Annotated in this window: 17 protein-coding genes; 6 read left to right on the plus strand and 11 right to left on the minus strand. The window is 67.0% G+C overall.

What is annotated here, in order from left to right; translation table 11 throughout:
- Window positions 1-79 precede the first annotated feature (79 nt).
- The 3 genes from ACT86A_RS08020 to ACT86A_RS08030 form a co-directional block, all read right to left on the minus strand.
- The gene (locus tag ACT86A_RS08020) at window positions 80-202 is read right to left on the minus strand and encodes a hypothetical protein (protein ID WP_445091378.1); all 123 of its coding nucleotides are present in this window, start codon (window positions 200-202) and stop codon (window positions 80-82) included.
- Window positions 203-438: 236 nt separating this feature from the next.
- Window positions 439-2,991, minus strand: coding sequence for a DUF6049 family protein (locus tag ACT86A_RS08025; protein WP_445091379.1), 2,553 nt, complete (start codon window positions 2,989-2,991; stop codon window positions 439-441).
- The gene (locus ACT86A_RS08030) at window positions 2,988-3,524 is read right to left on the minus strand and encodes an NUDIX hydrolase (protein ID WP_445091380.1); all 537 of its coding nucleotides are present in this window, start codon (window positions 3,522-3,524) and stop codon (window positions 2,988-2,990) included. Before ACT86A_RS08030 ends, ACT86A_RS08025 begins: the two co-directional genes overlap by 4 nt.
- A gap of 292 nt (window positions 3,525-3,816) precedes the next feature.
- On the opposite strand from ACT86A_RS08030, the gene ACT86A_RS08035 reads away from it, so the two are divergent.
- Window positions 3,817-5,274, plus strand: a complete 1,458-nt coding sequence (locus tag ACT86A_RS08035; RefSeq protein WP_445091381.1) for a CCA tRNA nucleotidyltransferase — start codon at window positions 3,817-3,819, stop codon at window positions 5,272-5,274.
- Between the two features lie 23 nt (window positions 5,275-5,297).
- Here the strand turns inward: ACT86A_RS08035 and ACT86A_RS08040 are convergent, their stop codons facing one another.
- From ACT86A_RS08040 to ACT86A_RS08060, 5 genes are all read right to left on the minus strand, one after another.
- The gene (locus ACT86A_RS08040; protein WP_445091382.1) at window positions 5,298-6,113 is read right to left on the minus strand and encodes a hypothetical protein; all 816 of its coding nucleotides are present in this window, start codon (window positions 6,111-6,113) and stop codon (window positions 5,298-5,300) included.
- A 55-nt stretch (window positions 6,114-6,168) separates the two neighbouring features.
- Window positions 6,169-9,879 (minus strand): hydantoinase B/oxoprolinase family protein, encoded by a 3,711-nt coding sequence (locus ACT86A_RS08045; RefSeq protein ID WP_445091383.1) that lies wholly within the window; start codon window positions 9,877-9,879, stop codon window positions 6,169-6,171.
- A gap of 94 nt (window positions 9,880-9,973) precedes the next feature.
- Window positions 9,974-11,620, minus strand: coding sequence for a glycoside hydrolase family 183 protein (locus ACT86A_RS08050; protein ID WP_445091384.1), 1,647 nt, complete (start codon window positions 11,618-11,620; stop codon window positions 9,974-9,976).
- Window positions 11,621-12,355: 735 nt separating this feature from the next.
- Complete coding sequence (locus ACT86A_RS08055) at window positions 12,356-13,654, minus strand: MFS transporter (RefSeq protein WP_445091613.1); 1,299 nt, start codon at window positions 13,652-13,654, stop codon at window positions 12,356-12,358.
- A gap of 110 nt (window positions 13,655-13,764) precedes the next feature.
- Window positions 13,765-14,250, minus strand: a complete 486-nt coding sequence (locus ACT86A_RS08060) for an NUDIX hydrolase (RefSeq protein WP_445091385.1) — start codon at window positions 14,248-14,250, stop codon at window positions 13,765-13,767.
- A 214-nt stretch (window positions 14,251-14,464) separates the two neighbouring features.
- Here ACT86A_RS08060 and ACT86A_RS08065 point away from each other — a divergent pair, with 214 nt between their 5' ends.
- Both ACT86A_RS08065 and ACT86A_RS08070 read left to right on the plus strand, forming a co-directional pair.
- Window positions 14,465-15,253, plus strand: coding sequence for a pirin family protein (locus ACT86A_RS08065; RefSeq protein ID WP_445091386.1), 789 nt, complete (start codon window positions 14,465-14,467; stop codon window positions 15,251-15,253).
- A gap of 125 nt (window positions 15,254-15,378) precedes the next feature.
- A complete protein-coding gene (locus ACT86A_RS08070) occupies window positions 15,379-15,891 on the plus strand; it encodes a DUF4190 domain-containing protein (RefSeq protein WP_445091387.1) in 513 nt (170 codons plus the stop codon).
- Here ACT86A_RS08070 and ACT86A_RS08075 read toward each other — a convergent pair.
- Window positions 15,860-16,384: a hypothetical protein gene (locus tag ACT86A_RS08075; RefSeq protein ID WP_445091388.1), complete on the minus strand. Its 525-nt coding sequence runs from the start codon at window positions 16,382-16,384 to the stop codon at window positions 15,860-15,862. The two genes, ACT86A_RS08070 and ACT86A_RS08075, sit on opposite strands and share 32 nt — an antisense overlap.
- 205 nt (window positions 16,385-16,589) lie before the next feature.
- Between ACT86A_RS08075 and ACT86A_RS08080 the strand changes: the two genes are divergently transcribed.
- From ACT86A_RS08080 to ACT86A_RS08090, 3 genes are all read left to right on the plus strand, one after another.
- Window positions 16,590-17,441: a helix-turn-helix domain-containing protein gene (locus tag ACT86A_RS08080; RefSeq protein ID WP_445091389.1), complete on the plus strand. Its 852-nt coding sequence runs from the start codon at window positions 16,590-16,592 to the stop codon at window positions 17,439-17,441.
- 10 nt (window positions 17,442-17,451) lie between these two features.
- Window positions 17,452-17,826, plus strand: coding sequence for a DUF397 domain-containing protein (locus ACT86A_RS08085; protein ID WP_445091390.1), 375 nt, complete (start codon window positions 17,452-17,454; stop codon window positions 17,824-17,826).
- A gap of 63 nt (window positions 17,827-17,889) precedes the next feature.
- Window positions 17,890-19,917, plus strand: a complete 2,028-nt coding sequence (locus ACT86A_RS08090; protein ID WP_445091614.1) for a M13 family metallopeptidase — start codon at window positions 17,890-17,892, stop codon at window positions 19,915-19,917.
- Between the two features lie 138 nt (window positions 19,918-20,055).
- Here ACT86A_RS08090 and ACT86A_RS08095 read toward each other — a convergent pair whose 3' ends face one another.
- Window positions 20,056-20,970 carry a L,D-transpeptidase gene (locus ACT86A_RS08095; protein ID WP_445091391.1) on the minus strand — a complete coding sequence of 305 codons (915 nt, stop codon included), beginning with the start codon at window positions 20,968-20,970 and terminating at the stop codon, window positions 20,056-20,058.
- Between the two features lie 279 nt (window positions 20,971-21,249).
- Window positions 21,250-22,650, minus strand: a complete 1,401-nt coding sequence (locus tag ACT86A_RS08100; protein ID WP_445091392.1) for a cytochrome P450 — start codon at window positions 22,648-22,650, stop codon at window positions 21,250-21,252.
- Window positions 22,651-22,695 lie beyond the last annotated feature (45 nt).

Consider the following 22,695-nt stretch of genomic DNA (forward strand, 5'->3'; position numbering starts at 1 on the left):
CCCTGCCCCTGCCCCTGCCCCTGCCGCGGCGCGGCCGAGGGATGACTGATCTGCGGCCTGCTGCCGTTCTGACCGCCGTTCACATCCGGATTGTCGGCTTCGGGATGCGGCGGACGGCGTTCCCACGGTGCGACCGGTGCTCGGCGGGCCGGTGGCCCGTCGAGCCGATCACCTGGTCGAGGGTGATGAGCCGATAAGTCATCGTCGCTCAACATGCCTCCTGTACCCGCCGGAATATCCGCGCTCCCATCGGTGCGGTGAGCCGCAGTTCACCGCACCGGTTCACCGTGTCCGGCGAACGTTCTGCCTTTCGCTCCCCTCCAGCCCAGGCCGGCGCGGAAGCATTCTGATTGTCCTCCACCGTGCCATACGGCACCGCTGGATACCACATAAGAGCAGGTAGAAGCGGTCTAGCAGGGCCGGACACCGCGCAGACGCTCACTGCGTCTCCTGAAGCTGCTCCTGCTCCCGCAGCATCTGCCTGCGTGCGCGCCGGTATCGATTGACCCGGCGCCTGGTGCCGGGATCGAAGCCCTCGTCCGCCGGGTCGGGCTGGCCGCGGAACCGGCGCCACAGACGGCGCCCGGCCAACAGGAGCAGCAGGAGTCCGGCGCATCCGGTAATTATCGCCAAGGCCTGCCCATAGGCGTTCGAACGCACCGAGACCTGCGTGGGATTGCCGAGTGCGATTCCCTCCGATGTGGTGAGCGAGATCGGAATGACCAGGTTGCGGCTGTCGCTGACCTCGGTCGGAATCTGGAACGATCGAGACCCTTTCGCCGGGAGCTGCTGCTCGCCGGGATCGGTGATCTTCGTCTCCGAGGGCGCCTCGATACGGAACCTGACCCGGATGGCCACAGGCAGATCATTGCGTGCGACCAGCAACAACGGACTCTGCTCGGACGCGAGCGTATACACCCCGCCGGGTGGCAGCACGGTGACCGAGCGGTAGAGCCGGTCCGTCGTCCGGATGGTCTGGTCCAGCCTGCGCTGGGCGAAGGTATCCGGTTGCGCGGCGTCGCCCCCGCGCCGGTCCGACAGGCTCAGCGTGCGAATCAGATCGTCCCGCAGCGGCGTCAGGAAAGCGTGCGGTGTCAGCTCGGCTTCGGGCACATCCACCAGAGCGCGCATCAGCTCGGTGATCCGACGGCCCTGGTCCCGAACGGGCAGCACGAAGCGGTCCGGCACCGCGTTCTGCGCGACCTGCGGCAGATAGTCCAGCTCATAGGGCTGCGGGTCCGGCGGCAGGGCCACCAAGTCGGGGAACGGACGAGCGATGGCGAGGTTGCCGCGCAGCAGCATGTCGACCTGGCGTAACAGCGCGGTCGCTTCGTCCCGGTTCGGGCCCCACTGCTGCGGTGGGACGAGCAACAGCGAATGTGACCGGTTCGTCGCTGGTTTCAACGCGCTCCAGGAGATCGCCCCGAGCGCATCCTGCAACCGCGCCGCACGCGAATCATTGGTGACGTCGTAGCGGACCCGGGACGGCGTGAACGGCGGCGTAGGTGGGTTGGAGCCGACTGCGGCCAGTGCCGTCGCGGACCAGATGTCGAACGTCACCGCGTGCAGCGCGGGGTCCGCGGCCGGAGCGGGTCCGATCGGTGGTGTCGCATTGGCCGTGACCGGTGCGGCCGGCGGCACCGCGGTGATCGCGGGCAGCCGAACCACTTCCGGGTGCGCGGAGTCCGCGCTCGCGGAAATCGAGTTCGAATCAGCTGTTGTCGCGCCACTTTCACTGGTCGACTGCGCCCAGTCGGCAGCGCCCGACGAACCCACGGCCGTGGCGGCGAGCACGGCGGTCCCGAAACCGTGATTGCGCAACAGGAGTCCCGCACTCGCATCGATGCTGCCGGAATCCGGCAGACTGACACCCCGCACTGAGCGGGTGGACAGGATCGAGTCGACGATGTCGGCCGGTTCGGTGATCGCGCGCGCGGACAGTGCCGGGTCGTTGACGGCGGCCACCGCCGAGAGATCGACCTGCGCGAATGGCAGCGCCACGGTGCACATCGAACCCGCCAACGCGCGCAGCCGATCCAGCCAGCTCTGCGCCTGTTCGGCGCCCGCGCCCGCCCTGGTCGCGCCATCCGGGTCGGACGGGCTGGCCAGCACGCGATAACCCTTTGTCATGGCCCGCGCCGTGAGCAGCAGGTCGGGATCGACAGCGAGGCATACCGCCGCAGCCAGATTGCTGTCCCGGCCTGCGCCTGCGGCCATCACCCCTTCCAGGGCGGCCAATAATTGGTCGAGACGCCCGCCCTTACCGAGCGAAGCGGCCAATTCGTCGTCGGTGAGTTCCACTTTGCCGTCGACGCTGCCGGGATGGCCCGCGACCTGCCTCGGCCGGTCGGCCAGTGGCCACAGCAAAGTCGTCGCCACGGGCGCGTCGGTGGACGCGGGTATCGCCCCGGCTGTGGATCCGTCTGCGTGCGGGGCGGGCGGCACACCGAGAACCGGGAGCAGGAATCTGGCATCGTCGAGCCGGGCCTGAGTGCCGTAGGCGGGTTCGCCGTTCACGTTCAGCAATAGTGGATAGATGCCCGGCTCGGTGATGCGCAGCGACGTCGCCCCGGTCTCCGAGCGCAACGGGATGCTCAGGGTGAACTGCTTGCGCTGTCCAGGATCGAGCCGCAGCGCGACATCCTCGAACTCGCCGTTCACGTCATAATCGACCTCGTCGAGACGCAAACTTGCGCGCAACCCGCTCGGCGCGGTGATCGCCGCCGCTCGCTGGATGCGGATGCTGACGTCGTCCACCCAACGGTCGCCGATGTTGGTGACCGTGCCCGAGACCGTGACACGCTCGGCGCTGGCGGTGGTCACCGTGGTCGGCGACACGGAATCCAGCGAAAGCTTGAGAAACTTCGGGGTCGACGAGGCACCGGATCCGGTGGGTTGCGCCACGGCCGTCGTATCCAGCAGCGGCAGCGCCGTCACGGGGCCGAGGATGGTCAGGACCGCCACGAAGATCCGGAACAGTCCACGCGTCATCGCTTGCCGGTCTCCATCCGGTCGATCAGCTTGTTCGCCATTTCGGCCAGCCGCCGTTCATCGGCGTAGGCCAGCCGAGAATCCAGCTCGCTCAACGGAACCCACGCGACCTGGGTGACTTCCACGTCGGCGTCGGACAGCTCACCGCCGACCGAACGCAGTAGATAATGATGCACGGTCTTGTGTACCCGCCGACCGTCGGTCACGAACCAGTAATCGATGCTGCCGATTTCGGCGACCACGACACCATTGATGCCGGTCTCCTCGGCGACCTCCCGGACCGCGGTTTGCTCGGCAGTCTCGCCTTCTTCGATATGTCCCTTGGGCAGTGACCACAGTAGCCGCCCACGGCGATCGGTGCGCCCGATGAGAGCGGCGCTGCGTCCCTCCCGCGGGCCGTCCAGGCCGTCGACGACAAGTCCGCCGGCCGAGGTCTCCCGCACGGTGCGCATCCGCGGCTTCGCGGCATTGGCGGCCGAACCGCGGCGCCGAGGCTGGCGGCGTCGACTGTTCGCACGATCGGCCGGAGACACCTGGCAATCCTACTGTGTTGGTTCGGCAGCGCCTTCGGCGCTGGGTGTTCGCGGTTCCCGAGCCGGTCCCGCTAGCAGGGATGCTCGGTCTCGCTGCGCTCGAAGACGGAGTTGGGCCGTCGGAAATATGGGTTGGCCGGTGCGGTGGCGCGGGGTGATGACCGGATACCTGGATGTTCACCGAACCCTGTGACAGCTGCGCAGCCGCGGTGCGCCGGGGACAGTTCGACAGGTTGTCCGCGTGGGCCTGCGCCGCAATATGCATTGTCGTGGCTCGGTAAGCTGCTCATTCGTGGTTTCGCCCAAGTCCGAGGACGCGCTGGATAGACGTACCCGATTGCTGGCCGCCGCGGCGGTGACGTTGGGGAGGCTGTCGGATGTGCTGACGCCGCTGGGCGAGATGTTCGCCGAGCGCGGACACGAGCTGTACCTGGTGGGCGGCAGTGTGCGAGACGCGGTGCTCGGCAGGCTGGGAACCGATCTGGACTTCACCACCGACGCGCGGCCGGAGGTGGTGCAGGACATGCTGCGCGGCTGGGCCGACCATCTATGGGACACCGGCGGACTGGCGTTCGGCACGGTCAGCGCGGCCAAAGGTGACGAGCAACTCGAGATCACCACATTCCGCGCGGACAGCTACGACCGGGTGTCCCGCAACCCGCAGGTGACCTTCGGTGACTCGCTCGAGGATGACTTGGTGCGCCGGGATTTCACGGTGAACGCGATGGCGGTCAGGGTCGGCGCGGACGGCGCGCTGGAGTTCGTCGATCCGCTCGGCGGAATGAACGCCTTGCTCGACGGGATGCTCGATACGCCTGCCGCGCCGGAGGATTCGTTCAATGACGATCCGCTGCGCATGCTGCGCGCGGCACGGTTCGTCGCGCAGCTCGGCTTCGAGCTGCATCCGCGGGTTCGGACCGCGATCACCGCGATGGCCGACCAGATCGACCGGATCACCGCGGAACGGGTGCGCGTAGAACTGGACAAGCTGATCGCGGGCGAACACCCGGTCGACGGCATCAACGTCATGTGCGAGACCGGGCTGGGGCAGCGGGTGCTGCCCGAGGTGCCCGCGATGAAGCTGGAGATCGACGAGCATCATCAGCACAAGGACGTGTACTGGCATTCGCTCACCGTGCTGGAGCAGGCCATCGACCAGGAAGAAGGCGACCCCGACCTGGTGCTGCGCTGGGCGGCGCTGCTGCACGACGTCGGCAAGCCCGATACCAAGCGCAACGAGCCGGGCGGCGGCGTCAGCTTCCACCACCATGAGGTGGTCGGCGCGAAGATGGTCCGGAAACGGATGCGGACGCTGAAGTACCCGAAGCAGTTCACCGAAGACGTGGCCAAGCTGGTTTTCCTGCACCTGCGCTTCCACGGCTACGGCAAAGGCCAGTGGACCGATTCAGCGGTCCGGCGCTATATCACTGATGCCGGTGATCTCCTCCCCCGTCTGCACAAACTCGTCCGTGCCGACTGCACGACCCGCAATAAGCGACGGGCCGCCGCACTGCGCGCCACCTACGACGAACTCGAGGCGCGGATCGAACGGCTGCGCCAGCAGGAGGACCTGGCCAAGGTGCGTCCGGACTTGGACGGCAACGCGATCATGGAGCTGCTCGGCCTGCCGCCCGGCCCGGAGGTCGGCCGAGCGTGGCGTCACCTGAAGGAACTTCGCCTTGACCACGGCCCGCTCACCCGTGACGAAGCCGAGTCGGCCCTGCGCGAGTGGTGGAAGACACACAACTGACCGGGTCAACAGAACTGACCGGGTCAGAAGACGATCAGGGTGGTGCCCGCGAGGATCGCGGAGCGGATCTGCGCCAGGTCGAACGAACCGGTGATCTCGGGCAGTTCGATGCGGAACCGGATCAGCTCGCCTTCCCGGACGGTCCACGCGATACACGCGTCGTGGGGTAGTCGCTGCAATGGCACGGCGGGCACGCCGACCAGTCGGCGCGGGATCGGTACGCCGAACCAGCTCGCCTTGCGGACCGCGATGCCCAGCCGATGGTCGGTGACCGACGCTTCGACCAGCGCCGTGACCGCTCGTCGGCGGTGCCGCGCACGGATGAGCCCGGTTTCGTGCAGGTCGAGCCGCCAGTGCGACGGCTGGGCATTGAGCCAGCCGACCAGCGTCGCGATGGTGACCGTGCCCTCCAGGTCGAGCCGGCCGGCACGCACCTTGGTCGGCACACCCGGAATCAGGCGGACGCCGTGCGCGATAATGGTCACGGTCTCGATCGAATGATCGTCCCAGCGCAGTCCCGACAGCACCGACTCGGCCTGGAAATGCGCGCCTCGGCGGCGCACCTTCAGCACCTGCAAGGTGGCCCGCAGGTCATGACCGAGGAGCGTGGCGCTGACCTCTTGTCCGCCGAACCGGCTCAGGATGCCCTCGCTGAGCATGGTCATCAGCACATCCGGCAGCAGCGCTGTGACGGTTCCGGAACCGAGGTCGGCGACCGGATCCAGCCAAGCGGTGCTCAGCACGACCCACTGCTCCAGCCAGGATTGATCGAACAGGCGCTTGCCGACATCGACGGCCCGTAACGGCGACCAGGACTTCGGATCGGGGTGCGTGGCCATGATTGGACCGAGAGTACTTCCCGACAGCGCTGTGCGACGGCGTGCGCGCATCGTGTCACTGTTCGTCAGTCGGCGCGGCGTCCCCGGAAAGAGTCGGGTATCCGTATCCGCCGCCGCCCGGCGTTTCGATGACCAGCACATCGCCGGGTTCCAGCTGCGCTGAATCCGCGCCGCGCAGGCGTACGACTGTTCCGTCGGTGCGTTCGATCCTGGTGACACCCAAGGCCCCCGGTGCACCGCCCGCCATGCCGTACGGCGGGACGCGGCGGTGGCTCGACAGTGTGGAGACCGTCACTGGTTCGGTGAACCGAAGGCGGCGCACCGCGCCGTCCCCGCCCCGCCAGCGACCGGCTCCTCCACTGCCGCCGCGCACCGAGAACTCCTCCAGCAGCACGGGTAGTCGCCACTCGAGGACCTCGGGGTCGGTGAGCCGCGAGTTCGTCATGTGCGTCTGGACGACGCTGGTGCCGTCGAAGCCGTTGCCCGCACCGGAACCGGAACCGATGGTCTCGTAATACTGGCTGCGGTCGTTGCCGAATGTGACGTTGTTCATCGTGCCCGAGCCCTCGGCCTGCACGCCGAGTGCCGCGTATAGCGCGCCGGTGATCGCCTGAGAAGTCTCGACATTGCCCGCGACGACGGCAGCAGGGGGTTCGGGAGCCAGCATGGAACCCGGCGGCACGATGATCTGCAGCGGCCGCAGACAGCCGTCATTGAGTGGGATGTCGGCGTCCACCAGAGTGCGGAAGACGTACAGGACCGCCGCATTGGCAACGGCATACGGGGCGTTGAAGTTACCGGCCAACTGCGCCGACGTGCCGGTGAAATCGATAATCGCGCGGCGGTTCTCACGGTCCACAGTGATCCGCACCCGAATGGTGGCCCCCAGATCGGTTTCGTAGGTGCATGCGCCGTTGTCGAGCGCTTCGATGACGCGGCGCACCGATTCTTCGGCGTTGTCCTGGACGTGGCGCATATACGCCTCGACGACGTCCAGCCCGAAGTGTTCGATCATCTTTCGGACTTCTTCGACGCCTTTGGCATTGGCGGCGATCTGCGCCCGCAGGTCGGCGAGGTTGGTGGCCGGGTTGCGCGAAGGATACGGCGCCTCGGTCAATAGGCGGTAGGTGTCTTCCTCCCGGAACTTGCCGTTCTCGACGAGCAGCCAGTTGTCGAAGACGACGCCTTCCTCCTCGATGCGGCGGCTGTTCGCGGGCATGGAACCCGGTGCGATGCCGCCGATTTCGGCGTGATGGCCACGGGAAGCGACGTAGAAGAGGATGCGCCTTCCCGCCGGGTCGAACACCGGCGTGATCACGGTGACGTCCGGCAGGTGGGTGCCGCCGTGATAGGGGTCGTTGACCGCGTAGGTGTCGCCGGGACGCATGGCTGCTGCCCGATCGGCGCCCCCGGGCCGCTCCGCTCGTCGCCTGATGACCTCCTTGACGCTGGTGCCCATGGAGCCGAGATGGACCGGAATGTGCGGGGCGTTGGCGACGAGATTGCCGTCGGGATCGAACAGTGCACACGAGAAATCCAGGCGTTCCTTGATATTGACCGATTGGGCGGTCGATTCCAGACGTGCTCCCATCTGCTCGGCGATCGACATGAACAGGTTGTTGAAGACCTCCAGCAGGACCGGGTCCGCCTCGGTACCCGCTTCCGGTCCCGCGACCACGGCCACCCGCTCCATGATCAGGTGCCCGATGTCGTTCACCGCCGCCTGCCAGCCATCATCGACGACGGTGGTGGCGTTGGCTTCGGTGATCACGGCGGGCCCTCGTACGGTCGCACTGGGCACCAACTCCTCGCGTCGATAGAGGAGCACATCGCGCCAGACGCCACCCGTGTGCAGGCGAATCGTTCCTGGTCCTGTTCCGTTCGCGGAAGATTGTGCGAGACCGGACAACTCGGGTGGTTCGGTGCGACCGGTCGCCTCGACGGAGAGGGCTTCGACGACGATCGGGCGGTCCAGGGTGAACGAATACGTGGCATGGTGGCGCTCTTCGAATTCCCTTGTCATCCTGCCCGGTTCGGTGAGCTGCACGGCCAGGGTCGTGTCGGTGCCGTCGTAGCGCAGCTGGGCTCGCCGTACCACGCGGATTCGCTGCTCCGGGATGCCCTCGGCCGCCAGCTCGGCACGGGCGGCGGCCTCGAGTGCATCGGCGGTATCTGTGACGCGCGGCATCGACCCAGGTCGCAGTGGAAGTTCCACGGACTGTTCGCGCATGGCGATCGTGTCGGCCAGCCCGATGCCGAGTGCCGACAGCACACCTGCCATGGGCGGGACCAGAACGGTGTGGATGCCGAGGGAATCGGCTACCGCGCAGGCGAGTTGACCTCCCGCGCCACCGAAGGTGGTCAGCGCGTATCGGGTGACATCGTGGCCTTTCTGCACCGAGATCCGCTTGACGGCGGCCGCTATGTTGGCGACGGCGATCTGCAGATAACCCTCGGCGACCTGCTCCGGGGTGCGATTGTCCCCGGTGCTCTCGGCTATTTCGGCGGCCAGCTCGGCGAACCGGGTACGAACCAGCTCATCATCGAGCGGCTCGTCTCCGTCCGCACCGAAAACGCGCGGGAAATGGGCGGATTGGATGCGGCCGAGCATCACGTTGGCGTCTGTCACGGTCAGCGGTCCGCCACCGCGATAACAGGCCGGTCCGGGTACGGCGCCCGCGGATTCGGGTCCGACGCGGTAGCGGCTGCCGTCGAAATGCAGGATTGAACCACCGCCCGCCGCGACGGTGTGGATATCCAGCATCGGGGCGCGCAGCCGCACGCCGGCGAGCTGCGTGGTGAACACCCGCTCGTACTCGCCCGCGAAATGCGAGACGTCCGTGGAGGTTCCGCCCATGTCGAAGCCGATAACACGGTCGAACCCGGCGAGCTGGGACATCCGGACCATGCCGACGATGCCGCCGGCCGGTCCGGACAGGATAGCGTCTTTACCCCGGAATTTTCCGGCTTCGGTGAGTCCGCCGTTGGACTGCATGAACATCAGCCGCACGCCCTCGAGCTGGTCGGCGACGTGTTGGACGTAGCGCCGCAGCACCGGTGACAGGTACGCGTCCACTACCGTGGTATCGCCTCGCGGCACCAGCTTCATCAGCGGGCTCACCTCGCTGGACAGCGAGATCTGCGGGAACCCGATGTCGCTTGCGACCCGGCCGACGGCCTGTTCGTGCTCGGGATAAAGGTGGCTGTGCATGCACACCACCGCTATGGACCGGATACCGCCCTCGTACGCCTGTTTCAGTTCGGCCGCGACCGCGCCCAGGTTCGGTGGCTGCAGCACCGTGCCGTCTGCCATAACCCGTTCGTCCACTTCGATCACTTGCTCGTGCAGAAGCTCCGGCAGCACGATCTCCCGGGCGAAGATCTGCGGGCGGTTCTGATAGGCGATCCGCAGGGCATCTCGGAAGCCGCGGGTAATGACCAGAGCGGTGCGCTCGCCCTTGCGTTCCAGCAGGGCATTGGTGGCGACTGTAGTACCCATTCGGACCGCATCGATCCGCGGCTGGTCGCCGGGTTCTGCACCGCCGGCGGCAGCAAGTATTTCCCGGACGCCCGCAACCGCGGAGTCGGCGTAACGTGCCGGGTTCTCCGACAGGAGCTTGTGTGTAACGAGCGTGCCGTCTGGGCGCCGAGCCACCACGTCGGTGAATGTGCCGCCTCGGTCGATCCAGAACTGCCAGCCTGTTCCAGCCGCGCCGGATATCGTCGCGCCCGTCTCGGTCACCAGAGTCTCCCGTTTCGAGTGCATACACGCCGGTCGCTCACACCGCGCACCATACCAACGGTCGTTTCGGCCAGTTGACCAGCGCCATCGTGGTCCGCTGAGCGCGGTGACGTCGTTGTCAGCGGCGGGCGTCCAGCCGGGCGTGCATGAGATACACGTTGTAGCTGTCCCACGCGGAGAGCGTGAAGTACAGATCCTTGCTCGTCGACCACGGATGGATGAAACCGCCGTAGGACTTCGGGTAATCGGCGGTGGACACCAGCGGGACCGCGTCCGTCCACGCGCCCTGCGGGCTCGACGCGGTGCGCAGCACGATCGCGCCCCGCGCCGAATCCAGGTAGACCATCTGCCACAGCTCGGTCTCCCGGTCGTAGCGCACCGACACCTCACTGGCCATGCCGAGCACCAGCGGGGTGGCCTGGTTCTCGGCCGCGGGCGCCCAGCTGCCGCCCACCCAGTACTGGTAGGCGGATTTGTTGAGCACCTGCTGCTTCGGCACCCTGGCCAGCCCGATCATGCCGATGCGCCCGTTCGGCGTGCCGAACATGTAGACATAGTCGCCCTGCGGCACCATCGCCGCGACCTGGAATCTGCCGAGTCCGAAGAAGTTCTCCCACTTGGCATGCTGGTCTTTGCGCCAGGTGCGGCCGTGATCGTCGGAGTAGGCGATGCCGCCGTAGTTGGTCCACCACAGGCCCGGAATGCGGCTCCACCGATTCACCGACATGTAACTCAGGTACTGCCGGTTCCCGATGGCGAATCCAGAGGTCGGGATGGTGGTGGTCTCCCAATTCTTGACCTTGCGACTGCCCAGGATCTCAGCGGCGTGGCAGCGGCTGTCCTGCGCGAAGGTATCCAAGGTCAGGCCATCGGAGAGGTCGCGATCGGTGCTGAATCCGATGACGTTGCTGCGCCAGTCCTGGTCGTCGTTGCCCGCGCCACCGCCGCCCCAGCCCTTGCCGAAGGTGTCGCCGAAAACCACGGCGACCTCACCTGGCGTCGTCTCCCACATCAGTCCGAGGTCGGTGCCGTCGACCTGCCAGCGCATATCGGTGCGGTTCTGCGAACCATGCCCGGTCACCTGACCGACCAGCTGGACCGACTCGACGTCGGGTGCGACTACCGGCGCGGCGAGCGGGCCCGGTTCGACCGGATGCACCACGTTCGGCGGGGCGGGCTGCGGCGGTTCACCGGGACCGCCGGGCACCGGAATCGGAATCGGTTCGGTCTCCGGCTTGAACTCGATGCGCGGCAGTTTCACCGGGTCGCCCGAGCCTGAGCCGCTGCCCGAGCCTGAGCCTGAAGCGCTGCCCGAGCCCGAAGCGGACCCGGAGTTGGAGCCGGGACCGCTGCCGGTCTCGGGATCGGACCCGTTGCCGGAATTCGGACTCGGATCGGCATCCGGCTCCGGTGGTTTCGGGTTGTCTCTGATGTCCGGGCACGGGTTGTCGCATGGATTCGCCGGCAGCGGGTCGGGGACGATCCGCGTATTGTCCTGCGGCGGGTCGGGTACCGGAACCGGTGTGATCTCCGGAATCGGCACCGGAATGTCGATTTGTGGCGGCAGCGGCGGAGGCGGCGGCTGCCTGGGATCGGGCTCGCGGTCGAGCGGATCGAACCCGACTTCACCGCAGCTGTTCACCGGCGGCGGCGCCCACGGGAACGGCGCGGCCTGCGCGGCGGGCATCGGCAGGATGAGCACCGCGGCGAGTAGTGCGCCGAACAATGCCGGTGCACAACGGGATTCGATTCCGGATTCGCGCATCATGTCGGCTCGGCGGTGGACTATCCGACGGTCGGGCCGGCGGCAGCGGACCGGGTCTTCCACGCGCCCATCGGTTTTTGCACCGCACTGGGCCTTTTCACTGGAAAACCCATGTCGTGTTGCCTCCTATCGGTCGGCCGGCGACGGCTCAACATACCGGAATTTGCCCCACGAACGTGGGAGGGGAATCGGAAAACGCCGGGATAGTGGAACCGGCGCCGCCCTACGCGCGTCCAGGAGTATATGAGTGACATCGAGTACGTCTTCGGCACGGGCGACGGGCTGGTACATGTCTGGACCAGTCAGGCGGATCTGGAACTCGGTGATACGGGCGGGGCCGATGCGGTACGGCTGGACTTCGACGGAGACGGCAGCGCCGACGACGCGTTATGGGACTCGTCCGGCTCGGGGATCGCCGATATCGCGGCGCTGGATCTCGATGATGACGGTGTGCTCGACCACTTCTTCACCGACCCCACCGGCCTCGGTAGCTGGAATCACCAGATCACCGGTCTGCCCGCCGACACAACGAGCGAGCCGCTGGGCTGGATCGTGCGTACGGAGCATGAGGTGCCCGATCGCCTCATCGGCGGTGCGCAGCCGCCGGAGGTGTCGTCGGCGTTCCCGGACTCCGATGATCCCGCCGCACTGCTCGATCGTGCGCAGGTCGAGGCACTGCCCGAGCACCTGGTGCACTGGGGAGTCGCAACGGACGTAATCTCGGCGGCGATCCGTTCATCGCGCGAGCGTGCCGCGTCGGGTGTTCAGTGCGATGGCCGCGATGCCGGCACCGTAGATGGCGGCGCCGGCGAGAACCACTGCCAGCGACCGACCGTTGTCCGGAATCACCAGTGCGGCAGCCGCGATCGCCAGCACGAACGCGACGTTGAAGACGGTGTCCTGTAACGCGAACACCTGACCTCGTCGCGCGTCGTCGATCTCTATCTGCATAGTCGCGTCACCGGTCAGCTTGATCGTCTGTCCGGCCAGCCCCAGCAGGAACGCGCCCGCCAGCAGGAGTTGGTGCGCCCGCTGCGACGTAATACCCGAGTCGGCGAACGCGATCGGCGTGACCAGCGTGACTTGTACCAGCATGGCGGTGATCAGACCGGCGACCACGGTGCGCGGGCGACCCAGCCTGGGGATGAGCAGCGGCGCCACGACCGCGGCCACCAGCATGCCCGCCGCGGTGGCGGCGATGGCAACGCCGAAACCGACCAGACCACCGCTGAGCCCGGAGCCGTCCAGCGGAGCCTGGCGCAGCACCAGCACCATGATGAGCGAATTCACCCCGAACACGATCCGGTGCGTCCCGATCCCCAGCATCGCGGTGGTGACGTGCACAGATTCCCACACCGCCGTGGCGCCGGTGCGCAGTCCGGTGGCGATCGCGTGCACGGTGTTCTCCCGCGCCACCGCGTCGGAGGCGGGGCCGAGTACGCCCCGACCGAAGCCGGCCGCCAATGCCGCCGCGATCACGGATCCGGCGCCGCTCAACGCGACCGCCACCGCCGAGCCGAAATCCCCTGCCCCGATCAGCGCGATCACGCCGACCGCGGTGGCCGCGCCCAGCCCCGCGCAGCCGGAAGCCACCGTGGCGAACACCGAGTTCATCGTCACCAGCCACGCTTGGGTGAGCACCCGCGGCAGCGCCGCCGACACACCCGCGAGCACGAAACGGCTGACCCCGACCACCGCCAATGCCAGCAGCAGCAGCGGCGTCTCGCCGATCCCGGCGAGCAGTCCCGCGCTCAGCATGGCGATCAAGATCCCGCGCAGGACATTGGCCGCCAGCAGCACGGTGCGCCGGTCCCAGCGATCCAGCAGCGCGCCCGCATATGGCCCGACCAGCGAATACGGCAGCAGCAGCACGGCGAAGCCCGCCGCGATCGCCAGTGGATCGGTCTCCCGTTCAGGATTGAACAGAATCGCGCCCGACAACGCCGCCTGGAACATGCCGTCGCCGAATTGCCCGGCGAACCGCACCAGGGCCAGACGCGACACACCCGGGCTTTCCCGCAGTGCCGCGCGCAGCCCAACCGGTCGTGGCTGCGCGGGGGTGTGGCCTTCGGCGTGACCTGTCGACACGTCCGCGAGGGTACTGCTTCTGCGGCAGCGCCACCCGTTGAGCCGCGGTGCGCGAATCAGACCCGATCCACCAGTGTGCTGACCGCTTTGCGGGTATCCGGCGCCATCGGCAGTTCGTCGAGTCCGCGTGCGTCTATCCAGGCGAACGCGTCATGCTCGCCCGGCGCCAGCGCGACATCACCGGGTTGCGCCTCCACCACGAAGCTGTATTTACGCACTTTCGACTTGGTTCGGGTGGCGTAATCGAATCCACCCACGAATTCGGTGATGACGCGTACGTGCAACCCCGTTTCCTCCAGCAATTCCCGGGCCACGCACTCGGCAAATGTCTCCCCTGATTCGACGCCGCCGCCGGGCAGTTCGTATAATCCGCCGCGATAGTCGCCGGCTGTCCGCCGGACCAGCAGAAGTTTGCCCGCGCGGAACACTGCGATACCGATCACGAAATGCGCGATGCCGTCCCGCTGTGCTTCACTGCGGAGCCGCTGTTCGATCCGGGCCAGCTCATCGGAACCCAGCACGTCGTTACCTCCGGTCGGCATTGTGGCGCTCTGCGATAGGTACCGGCGTCGATATCCGACGCGGCGGCTCGACATTTCGACGTACCGGTTGGTTCTGCTCGCCTCCCGTTCACCTTCCGGTCGCTCGCGTAAAATGCCGAGTGCAGCTCAATTTACTAGGAATGCGGAGTACCGCAGCGGAAGTGCCCCTACCCTGAAATGGCGATCGGTGCACGGTCCCGAGAGGAGGACCATGATGTCCACACTCACGACACCACACATCGACGTCCACCGTGGTGGCGACCGTATGAAGACGCGGGTCTCCTGGTTGGATTCGAAGCACTCGTTCTCCTTCGGGGAGCACTACGACCCCGACAACACCCACCACGGCCTGCTGCTGGTCAACAACGAGGACATCGTCTCCCCCGGGCAGGGTTTCGATACCCACCCGCACCGGGACATGGAGATCGTCACCTGGGTGCTCGGCGGCAGCCTGGTGCACCAGGATTCCCTGGGCCACAGCGGCGTCATCTATCCCGGGCTCGCGCAGCGGATGAGCGCCGGCACCGGCATTCTGCACTCGGAGAAGAACGACTCGTGGCGGCTGGACGGCCGCACCCCGGAGCACGACCAGGCCGTGCATTTCGTGCAGATGTGGGTGGTGCCGGACGAGGCGGCCCTGAATCCGGGCTACGAACAGCTGGAGATCGATGCCGAGCTGGCCGGCGGCGGGCTGGTGACGGTCGCGTCGGGCCTGCCCCGATACCGCGACCGAACTGCCATCGCCATCAACAGTAGCCATTCGGCGCTGCACGTTGCACGCATGATCAGCGCGGAGCCGGGTGCGCGACAGGTGATCGAACTGCCCGACGCGCCATACCTGCACTTGTTCGTCGCGCGTGGCGAGGTGGACATGGAAGGGGTCGGCCCGCTCTACGCGGGTGACGCGGTGCGTTTGACCAGGAGCGGAGGCCAGCGCGTGACCGCACGCCAGCCGTCGGAAATTCTGGTGTGGGAGATGCATGCGCGCTTGGGCGCCCAGTAGCCGGTTGCGGCCATCGCATTAACATCCGTCCGTAGGTAGCGCGATCAGTAAGCGATCGCGGCGCGCCCACCGGACCCACCTCGTGGCGGACCGAGCATCGCGAGGCACCGACGGAGAGGAAGTCCATGTCGCAGTATCCGCCCCCCGGCCAGTATCCGCCCCCCGGCCAGTATCCGCCGCCGGGTCAATACCCGCCGCCTCCCGGGCAGTACCCCGGCCAGTCCGCCTACTGGCAGGAGTCACCGAAGGGCAAGGGCTTGGCGATCACCGCCCTGGTGCTCGGCATCGTCGGCTTGCTGAGCTTCTGGACGATCGTCGGTGGCTATCTGTTCGGTATCTTCGCCGTCATCTTCGGCGTGATCGCGCTGGTCAAAGCCCGCGCAGGCACCGCGGGCGGCACCGGCATGGCGATTACCGGTCTGGTGCTCGGTGTCCTGAGTCTCATCGGCGCGGTCCTGCTCACCATCGTCGGATACAACTTCTTCGTCGACTCCGGTGGCAAAGACTTCGTCGACTGTCTGAACAAGGCGGGCAACGATCAGTCCAAGGTCGAGCAGTGCGAACGCGAATGGAATCAGAAGCTGCAGGACAAGCTCAGTGTCACGCTTACTCCACCGGCGCCACCGACGCCACGGTAGCCGCGCCGCAGGCCCTGGTCGCGGCGATCACTTCGGTGAACTCGCGGCGGAAGTCGCCATCCGGCACCGCGACCCAGATCCGGTAGCCGCCGTGCTCGTCGGTGGGTGAAGGCAGCACGATGTGGCTGCCCGGCAAGGCGATCGAAGCACAGTATCGGAACAGGGCGGCGAACAACTCGGTGTCCAGATACGAATTGTCGGTCGGGCCGGTCAGGAAGGTCCAGCGGTCCGAGCGCGGATGCGCGATGATCGGCCCTGGCCGGGCCTCGGCTCCGGCGATCAAACGCTCCCGCACCCGGCGGCCGAACGCGGAGGGCATCACGACGGCACCCACCGAGCCGACTTCCAGCATGATGCGTCCCAACGCCCCGTCGACTCTGGCGTACAGCCCATTGTCCAGGCGGTAGCTACGGCAGCGAGCGAATGCGTCCTGGATCGCCGGCGGATCCGTTGGCGTGAGACGGCTGCCGGACTCGATGCGGGATCTACTCATGACGAACAACCTCGCCTCGGTGCGGGTGGATCGTGTACTGGAAAAGTCAACCGCTTGCATCGACCCTAGCTCCGGGCAAGTTGGTTGACAATAGTCACTTGGGCGAGTGTCCGGCTCGGAGCAGCCCGCGCGGCGACAAAGGGCGAGCGCACCGCCGGTCGAGCGCCCACGGCGGTGCGCCGCCGTGGGCGTAGCATCAGCCGGCATGGCACCTGTCTCGCCAACCGTTGCCCGCTGGGAGCTGGTGCTTCGCTTGCGCGAACTGCGCGAACAGCGCGGTTTCGATTCGGCGGGTTTCGCCAAGCGGGTCGGGTTCACTCCGGCCAACTGGTCGCATGTGGAGAAGGGCAGGCGCGTGCTCACCACCACTACCATCGGCCCGGTGCTCGAGCTGCTGGAGGTGGAACTCGAGGAACGCGCCGAACTCCTCGCCCTGTTAGAGGCCAGCAAGCAGCGCGGATGGTGGGCGAAGTCGTCGGCGCTGATCGGATCAGAGTTGCAGCGCCTGTACGGCATGGAATATGGCGCGCAGAGCATCCGCAGCTACGACAGCCTCCTCGTGCCGGGGCTGCTGCAGACCGAGGACTACGCCCGCGCGTTGATCAGCGCCGACGTGATGATCCGGCCGGTACAGGTCGAGCAGTTGGTGGCGATTCGAATGCGGCGCCAAGAGCGGCTGCGCGGCGACGACCCGGTCGAGCTGACCGCGGTGTTCGGTGAGGGCACGCTGCTGCAGCAGACCGGCGGGGCGGAGGTGCTGCGGGGGCAGTTGAATTACCTGGCCGGGCTGATCGACGAACTCGACACCGTCGAAGTGCGGGTGATTCCGTTCGCCGCCACGGCGGGCGCGGTACTCGGCGGGTCCAGCTTCCATCTCATCGACTTCGCCGGCGAGCAACTGCCCACCTTCGGCTGGGCGGAGAGCGCGGTATTCGGCGGCGCCGTAGAAGACCCGGATCTGGTCCGGGACCTGAGCTTCGCCTACCTGCGCGCCGTGGAGCAATCGCTCTCACGTACCGAGTCATTGGCCCTGATCAGGCACTATTCCCGCGTGTAAAATCCTGCCCATGGCCACCACCGCACAGCCGGCGAGCACCGGTTGGTTCACATCGACCAGATCGAACAACGGCAACCAATGCGTCGAGATTCGGTTCGATGGTGATGCGGTACTCATCCGTGACAGCAAATATCGCCGCAACCCGGCCAACCGCTCCGTCGACGAGCCCATCATCACCGTTACCGCCACCGAATGGACCGCGTTCCTCGATGTCCTGCGCACCCGCGGGCGATCGAATAGCGAACTGAGCGCGCACACCGCCGCGAACGGTCACACCACACTGCGCCACGGCGAAACCACCCTCACCTACACCCCTGAGGAGTGGCGCGCCTTCCTGCTCGGCGCCCACGACGGCGAATTCGACCGCATCGTCGCGTTCGCCTGATTCCCCCGCGCGGTAACTCCCGGCCTGGCGTGGCCGGGAGTTACTCTCGCGCGTATCGGCATACTGGAGACTGTGACTTCCGAGCTGACCCGCCCTTCCGGTATCGATCTGTCCCACCTCGACCAGGGCGTGCGGGCGCAGGACGACCTGTTCGCGCATGTCAACGGCAAATGGCTGGCCGACTACCAGATACCGGCCGACCGCGCGGTGGACGGCGCTTTCCGCGCGCTGTACGACCAGGCCGAACTGGACGTCCAGGCCATCATCCAGAATGCCGCGGCGGCCGGCGCCGAGCCGGGCAGCGACGCACGCAAGATCGGCGACCTGTACTCCAGCTTCATGGACACTGCCGCCACGGCCGCCGCGGGGCTCGCGCCGATCGCCGTAGAACTCGCTGCGATCGCCGACGTGCGCGACAAGGAGGCTTTCGCGACGCTGCTCGGCCGATTGCAGCGCACCGGCGTCGGCGGCGCCGTCGCGATCTTCATCGACACCGACGACAAGAACTCCAGCCGCTACCTCGTGCATGCCACCCAGTCCGGGATCGGGCTGCCCGACGAGTCCTACTACCGGCAGGACGAGTTCGCCGAGATCCGCGCGAAGTACATCGCGCACATCAACCGCATATTTGCCCTGGCCGCCGCCGACCCCCAGGTGGCGGATCTGCTGCCCGCGGAGCTGGACGCGGTCGGACAGCGCGTCTTCACCCTGGAGCAGAAGCTGGCAGCCGGGCACTGGGACGTGGTTCGCCGCCGGGACGCCGAACTCAGGTACAACCTGACCACCTTCGCCGCGCTGGCCGCGGACAACCCCGAATTCGACTGGACCGCATGGACTTGCGCGCTGGCCGAGGGGGTCGAGCGGAACGGACCCGACCTGTTCGCCGAGTTGGTCGTCTACCAGCCGGATTACCTGCGAACGTTCGCGCAGGTCTGGGCCGCCGAGCCGCTCGCGGACTGGCAGGCGTGGGCGGCGTGGCGAGTGCTGCGGGCGCGCGCCCCGTATCTGACCGATGCGCTGGTCGAGGAGAACTTCGATTTCTACGGCCGCACGCTTACCGGCGCCCACGAGAACCGGGAACGCTGGAAGCGTGGCGTCTCGCTGGTCCAAGACCTCCTCGGCGAGGCGGTCGGCAAACTGTATGTGGCCGAACACTTCCCGCCGCAGGCCAAGGCGCGGATGGTGAAACTGGTGGAGAACCTGCAGGAGGCGTACCGGCATAACATCGCCGAACTCGACTGGATGGGGCCGGACACCAGGTCCGCGGCGCTGGCGAAGTTGGCGAAGTTCACGCCGAAGATCGGTTACCCGGACAAGTGGCGGGACTACTCGGCGGTGGCCATAGATCCGGGCGACCTGGTCGGCAACTACCGCAACGGCTACGCCGCCGAACATGATCGGGATCTGAACAAGCTCGGTGGCCCGGTCGATCGGGACGAGTGGTTCATGACCCCGCAGACGGTCAACGCCTACTACAACCCGGGCATGAACGAGATCGTCTTTCCGGCCGCGATTCTGCAGCCACCGTTCTTCGATATGAACGCCGACGACGCGGCCAACTACGGCGGCATCGGTGCCGTGATCGGCCACGAGATCGGGCACGGCTTCGATGATCAAGGCGCGAAGTACGACGGTGACGGCAACATGGTCGACTGGTGGACCGACGCGGATCGCACCGAATTCGGCAAGCGGACAAAGGCATTGATCGCCCAGTACAGTGTGCTCTCGCCCGCGGATCTGCCGGATGAGCACACCGTCAACGGCGAGTTCACCATCGGCGAGAACATCGGTGACCTCGGCGGCCTGTCGATCGCGCTGGCGGCGTACAAGATCTCGCTGAACGGAGCCGACGCGCCGGAGATCGATGGACTCACCGGTCTGCAGCGGGTGTTCTACGGCTGGGCGCAGGTGTGGCGCACCAAGGTCCGGTCAGCAGAGGCCATCCGCCGCCTGGCTGTCGACCCGCACTCCCCGCCCGAGTTCCGCTGCAACGCGGTCGTGCGCAATATCGACAGCTTCCACGAAGCGTTCGACGTCAATCCTGGCGACGCGCTCTACCTGGATCCCGCTGACCGGGTAAAGATCTGGTGATCCTGGGTCTGAGGCAGCCCAAGGCGGCTGCCTCAGACCGACAGATGTTGCGCGGTGACACCACCGAGGCTCCGCTTCGGAGAGGGAAGCTTCGGTTCGTACGGCCTAAAGACCCGGAGAGGCGGGGCAGCGGGGCGGCTAGTTCCAGTCGCCCAGGCCGTCGCTGGTGCTGAGGGTGCCGCCCTGGGTGTTCTGCACGATCACCGGGTCGCCGCGGCGCGCGTTCTCGAAGAACCATTTGGCGTTCTCGGTGCTGACATTCAGGCAGCCGTGGCTGGCGTTGGAGACGCCCTGCTGGGCGACCGACCACGGGGCCGCGTGCACGAAGATGCCGCTGTTGGAGATGCGGGTCGCGTACTCGACCTCGAGCTTGTAGCCCTCGGGGTCGGTGGTCGGCACGCCGTAGGTGGACGAGTCCATGATCATCTTGCGCTGCTGTTCGCCGACGATGTAGGTGCCGTTCGGGGTCTCGTGCTTGGGCTTGCCCATCGAGGTCGGCATTTCCTTCACCACCTCGCCGTTGCGGGTGATGGTGATGGTGTGGGTGTCGTCATCGGCGGTGGTGACGAACGCGTCGCCGATCCGGAACGAGCTGGTGGTGCCGCCCGCCTGGACCTGCACGTCGGTGTTGTCCGGCCAGAACTCCTCCGGACGCCAGCGCACCTGCTTGTCACCCCGCCAGTAGAAATGGCCGGGCGCCGGCTTCGACGACGTGATCTTGATGGCCTGCTCGGCGGTGGCGTGATCGGTCACCGGTTCCTTGAAGGTGATGATGATCGGCTGCGCGACACCGACGACCTCGCCATCGGCGATGTTGATCGACGGTGGGGCGAAGTTCGCCGGCGATCCCGGATCGGTGGCCGCGGTGGCCGAGCCCGTGTCGACACCCGCAATCGGTTCGGCCTGCGCGGGCGCGACGAGCATGACCCCGGCCGCCGCGATCGCGGCGGACAGCAGGACGCCCTCGCGCAACCGGCGGGTCAGCCGAGCTCCCTTGCGGTGAGCAGGCAACGATCCGGTGTGCAAAGCGGCATGCATAGGTTTCTCGTCCATTCCATCTCTTGCTCGCGCGCGTAGCGAGATCTTTCATTCGGCGCGGAGCCAGCAGAGCGCCCCACAGATATGACAGCCCGACCCGTGGTCATTCCTACCGTCCCGGCGCGGGTCTTAGCCACCTGCGTTTCAGAGTTATGCCATTGTAGAAATGAATGTGCTGTGCATCACAAGCGATTGCGATGGGGTATCAGTCTGATGATGACCCGGTCACGACGGATCTCGAGGTCTCGGCCGGTGTCCGATGCGCGAAGGGATGGAGGTTCGGCGCAAAACGTCTCAGTGAGAAACGTCACTCAGCACGTCGAACGAAATCGTGCGACGTGGACCGGTCGCGATGTTGTGTGGCACCGAGACCGGCATGCGTCCGTGCGCATGGGGTGGTGCGAGTCGCAGGTGCTTGCGCCCCAGGATGGTCGCCAGCGCGATCCGCAATTCGTAGTCCGCGAGTGCGGCCCCGACGCAACGTCGGTGGCCACCGCCGAACGGAGCGTACTCGAACGGCCGGTAGTGGCGCTCGATGAAGCGGCCCGGATCGAAGCGCTCGGGGTCGGTCCACACATCCGGGTCGGAGTGCAGCAATGGCAGCGCGATCCCCATGGTGTCGCCGGCGGCGAGCGCGACGCCGCGCAGCGTGTACGGCTCGGTGAGCCGCCGCAGGACGATCGGGACCGGTGGGTGCAGACGTAGCGTCTCCTGGCACACAGCGTCCAGGTAGGGCAGTCCGGCCAACTCGAGCGCGGTCGCGTCGGAACCGGCGTCCCGCAGCTGCGCCCGCAGCCGGGCCAGCGCCTCCGGTGCGCGATGCAGCCGAAACAACGCCCACACCAGCGCGGTCGCGGTGGTTTCGTGGCCGGCCACCAGCAGCGTCCGCAGTTGCTCGCACAGCCTGTCGTCGGCGCTCGCGGCAGGTTCGTCGGCATCCGCCGACAGCAGGTCGGCATCCGCGGACAGCAGCATGCCCAGGATGTCGGTCGGTGGTGTGCCGTCGCTATGGCGCCGACGCGCGATCTCGGCGCGGATCAGCATGTCCAGCCGCGTGCGGGCGGCGTGAAACCGGTCCCAAGGACCATGCCCGAGCACACCGCGCCGCAGTGCGGGCACCAGCATCAGCGACCCGGAGAACGCGGTGAGGAAGTCTGTGACGGCGGCAGTGCACTCCGCCCGGCGCTGCGGGTCGTCCACCCCGAACACCACTGTCGAGATCACCCGCAGTGTCAGCGCCCGTGCGGCTGCTCGTGCGTCGACGCGCGCGCCCACGACCCAAGCCTGGCCGCTCTCCCCGGACATCTCCCGCACGACAGAGTCGCGGATGAGTTCGCCGTACTCGCGAATCCGCACGCTATGGAATGCGGGGGCGAGCACCGCGCGATCGCGCCGGTGGCGTTCGCCCGAAGCCAGGATCAGCGATGCCGCGCCGACCATCGGTTCGATCGGATTCGGACGTGGTGGCTGGGTGAACTCGACCGGTGCGCGAAATATCTCGCGGGCGCCGACCGCCGTCCCGGTGAACAACGCCGCACCGAATCCGGGGAAACGAACGTAGAAGGGGTCACCCTCGCGGGCCCTGCGCCATCGGAAGTATCGGTCGAAATCGATTCCCGCGGCCAGCGCGTGCAGCACGGTCAGCCGGGGGACGTGTGGCCCGGCGTGATCCGCGCTCGCGCGGGTCGAAGGCATACGCACGTACATACTCAGAAATACGAGTTCGCCATCGGACGGGTT

The organism is Nocardia glycosmidis, from assembly GCF_052545115.1.

Coding starts and splice junctions, on each gene's coding strand:
- ACT86A_RS08020 (WP_445091378.1), bottom strand. CDS start 202: ATGACTTATCGGCTCATCACCCTCGACCAGGTGATCGGCTCGACGGGC.
- ACT86A_RS08025 (WP_445091379.1), bottom strand. CDS start 2,991: ATGACGCGTGGACTGTTCCGGATCTTCGTGGCGGTCCTGACCATCCTC.
- ACT86A_RS08040 (WP_445091382.1), bottom strand. CDS start 6,113: ATGGCCACGCACCCCGATCCGAAGTCCTGGTCGCCGTTACGGGCCGTC.
- ACT86A_RS08045 (WP_445091383.1), bottom strand. CDS start 9,879: ATGCACTCGAAACGGGAGACTCTGGTGACCGAGACGGGCGCGACGATA.
- ACT86A_RS08050 (WP_445091384.1), bottom strand. CDS start 11,620: ATGCGCGAATCCGGAATCGAATCCCGTTGTGCACCGGCATTGTTCGGC.
- ACT86A_RS08060 (WP_445091385.1), bottom strand. CDS start 14,250: ATGCCGACCGGAGGTAACGACGTGCTGGGTTCCGATGAGCTGGCCCGG.
- ACT86A_RS08065 (WP_445091386.1), top strand. CDS start 14,465: ATGTCCACACTCACGACACCACACATCGACGTCCACCGTGGTGGCGAC.
- ACT86A_RS08070 (WP_445091387.1), top strand. CDS start 15,379: ATGTCGCAGTATCCGCCCCCCGGCCAGTATCCGCCCCCCGGCCAGTAT.
- ACT86A_RS08075 (WP_445091388.1), bottom strand. CDS start 16,384: ATGAGTAGATCCCGCATCGAGTCCGGCAGCCGTCTCACGCCAACGGAT.
- ACT86A_RS08080 (WP_445091389.1), top strand. CDS start 16,590: ATGGCACCTGTCTCGCCAACCGTTGCCCGCTGGGAGCTGGTGCTTCGC.
- ACT86A_RS08085 (WP_445091390.1), top strand. CDS start 17,452: ATGGCCACCACCGCACAGCCGGCGAGCACCGGTTGGTTCACATCGACC.
- ACT86A_RS08095 (WP_445091391.1), bottom strand. CDS start 20,970: ATGGACGAGAAACCTATGCATGCCGCTTTGCACACCGGATCGTTGCCT.
- ACT86A_RS08100 (WP_445091392.1), bottom strand. CDS start 22,650: ATGCCTTCGACCCGCGCGAGCGCGGATCACGCCGGGCCACACGTCCCC.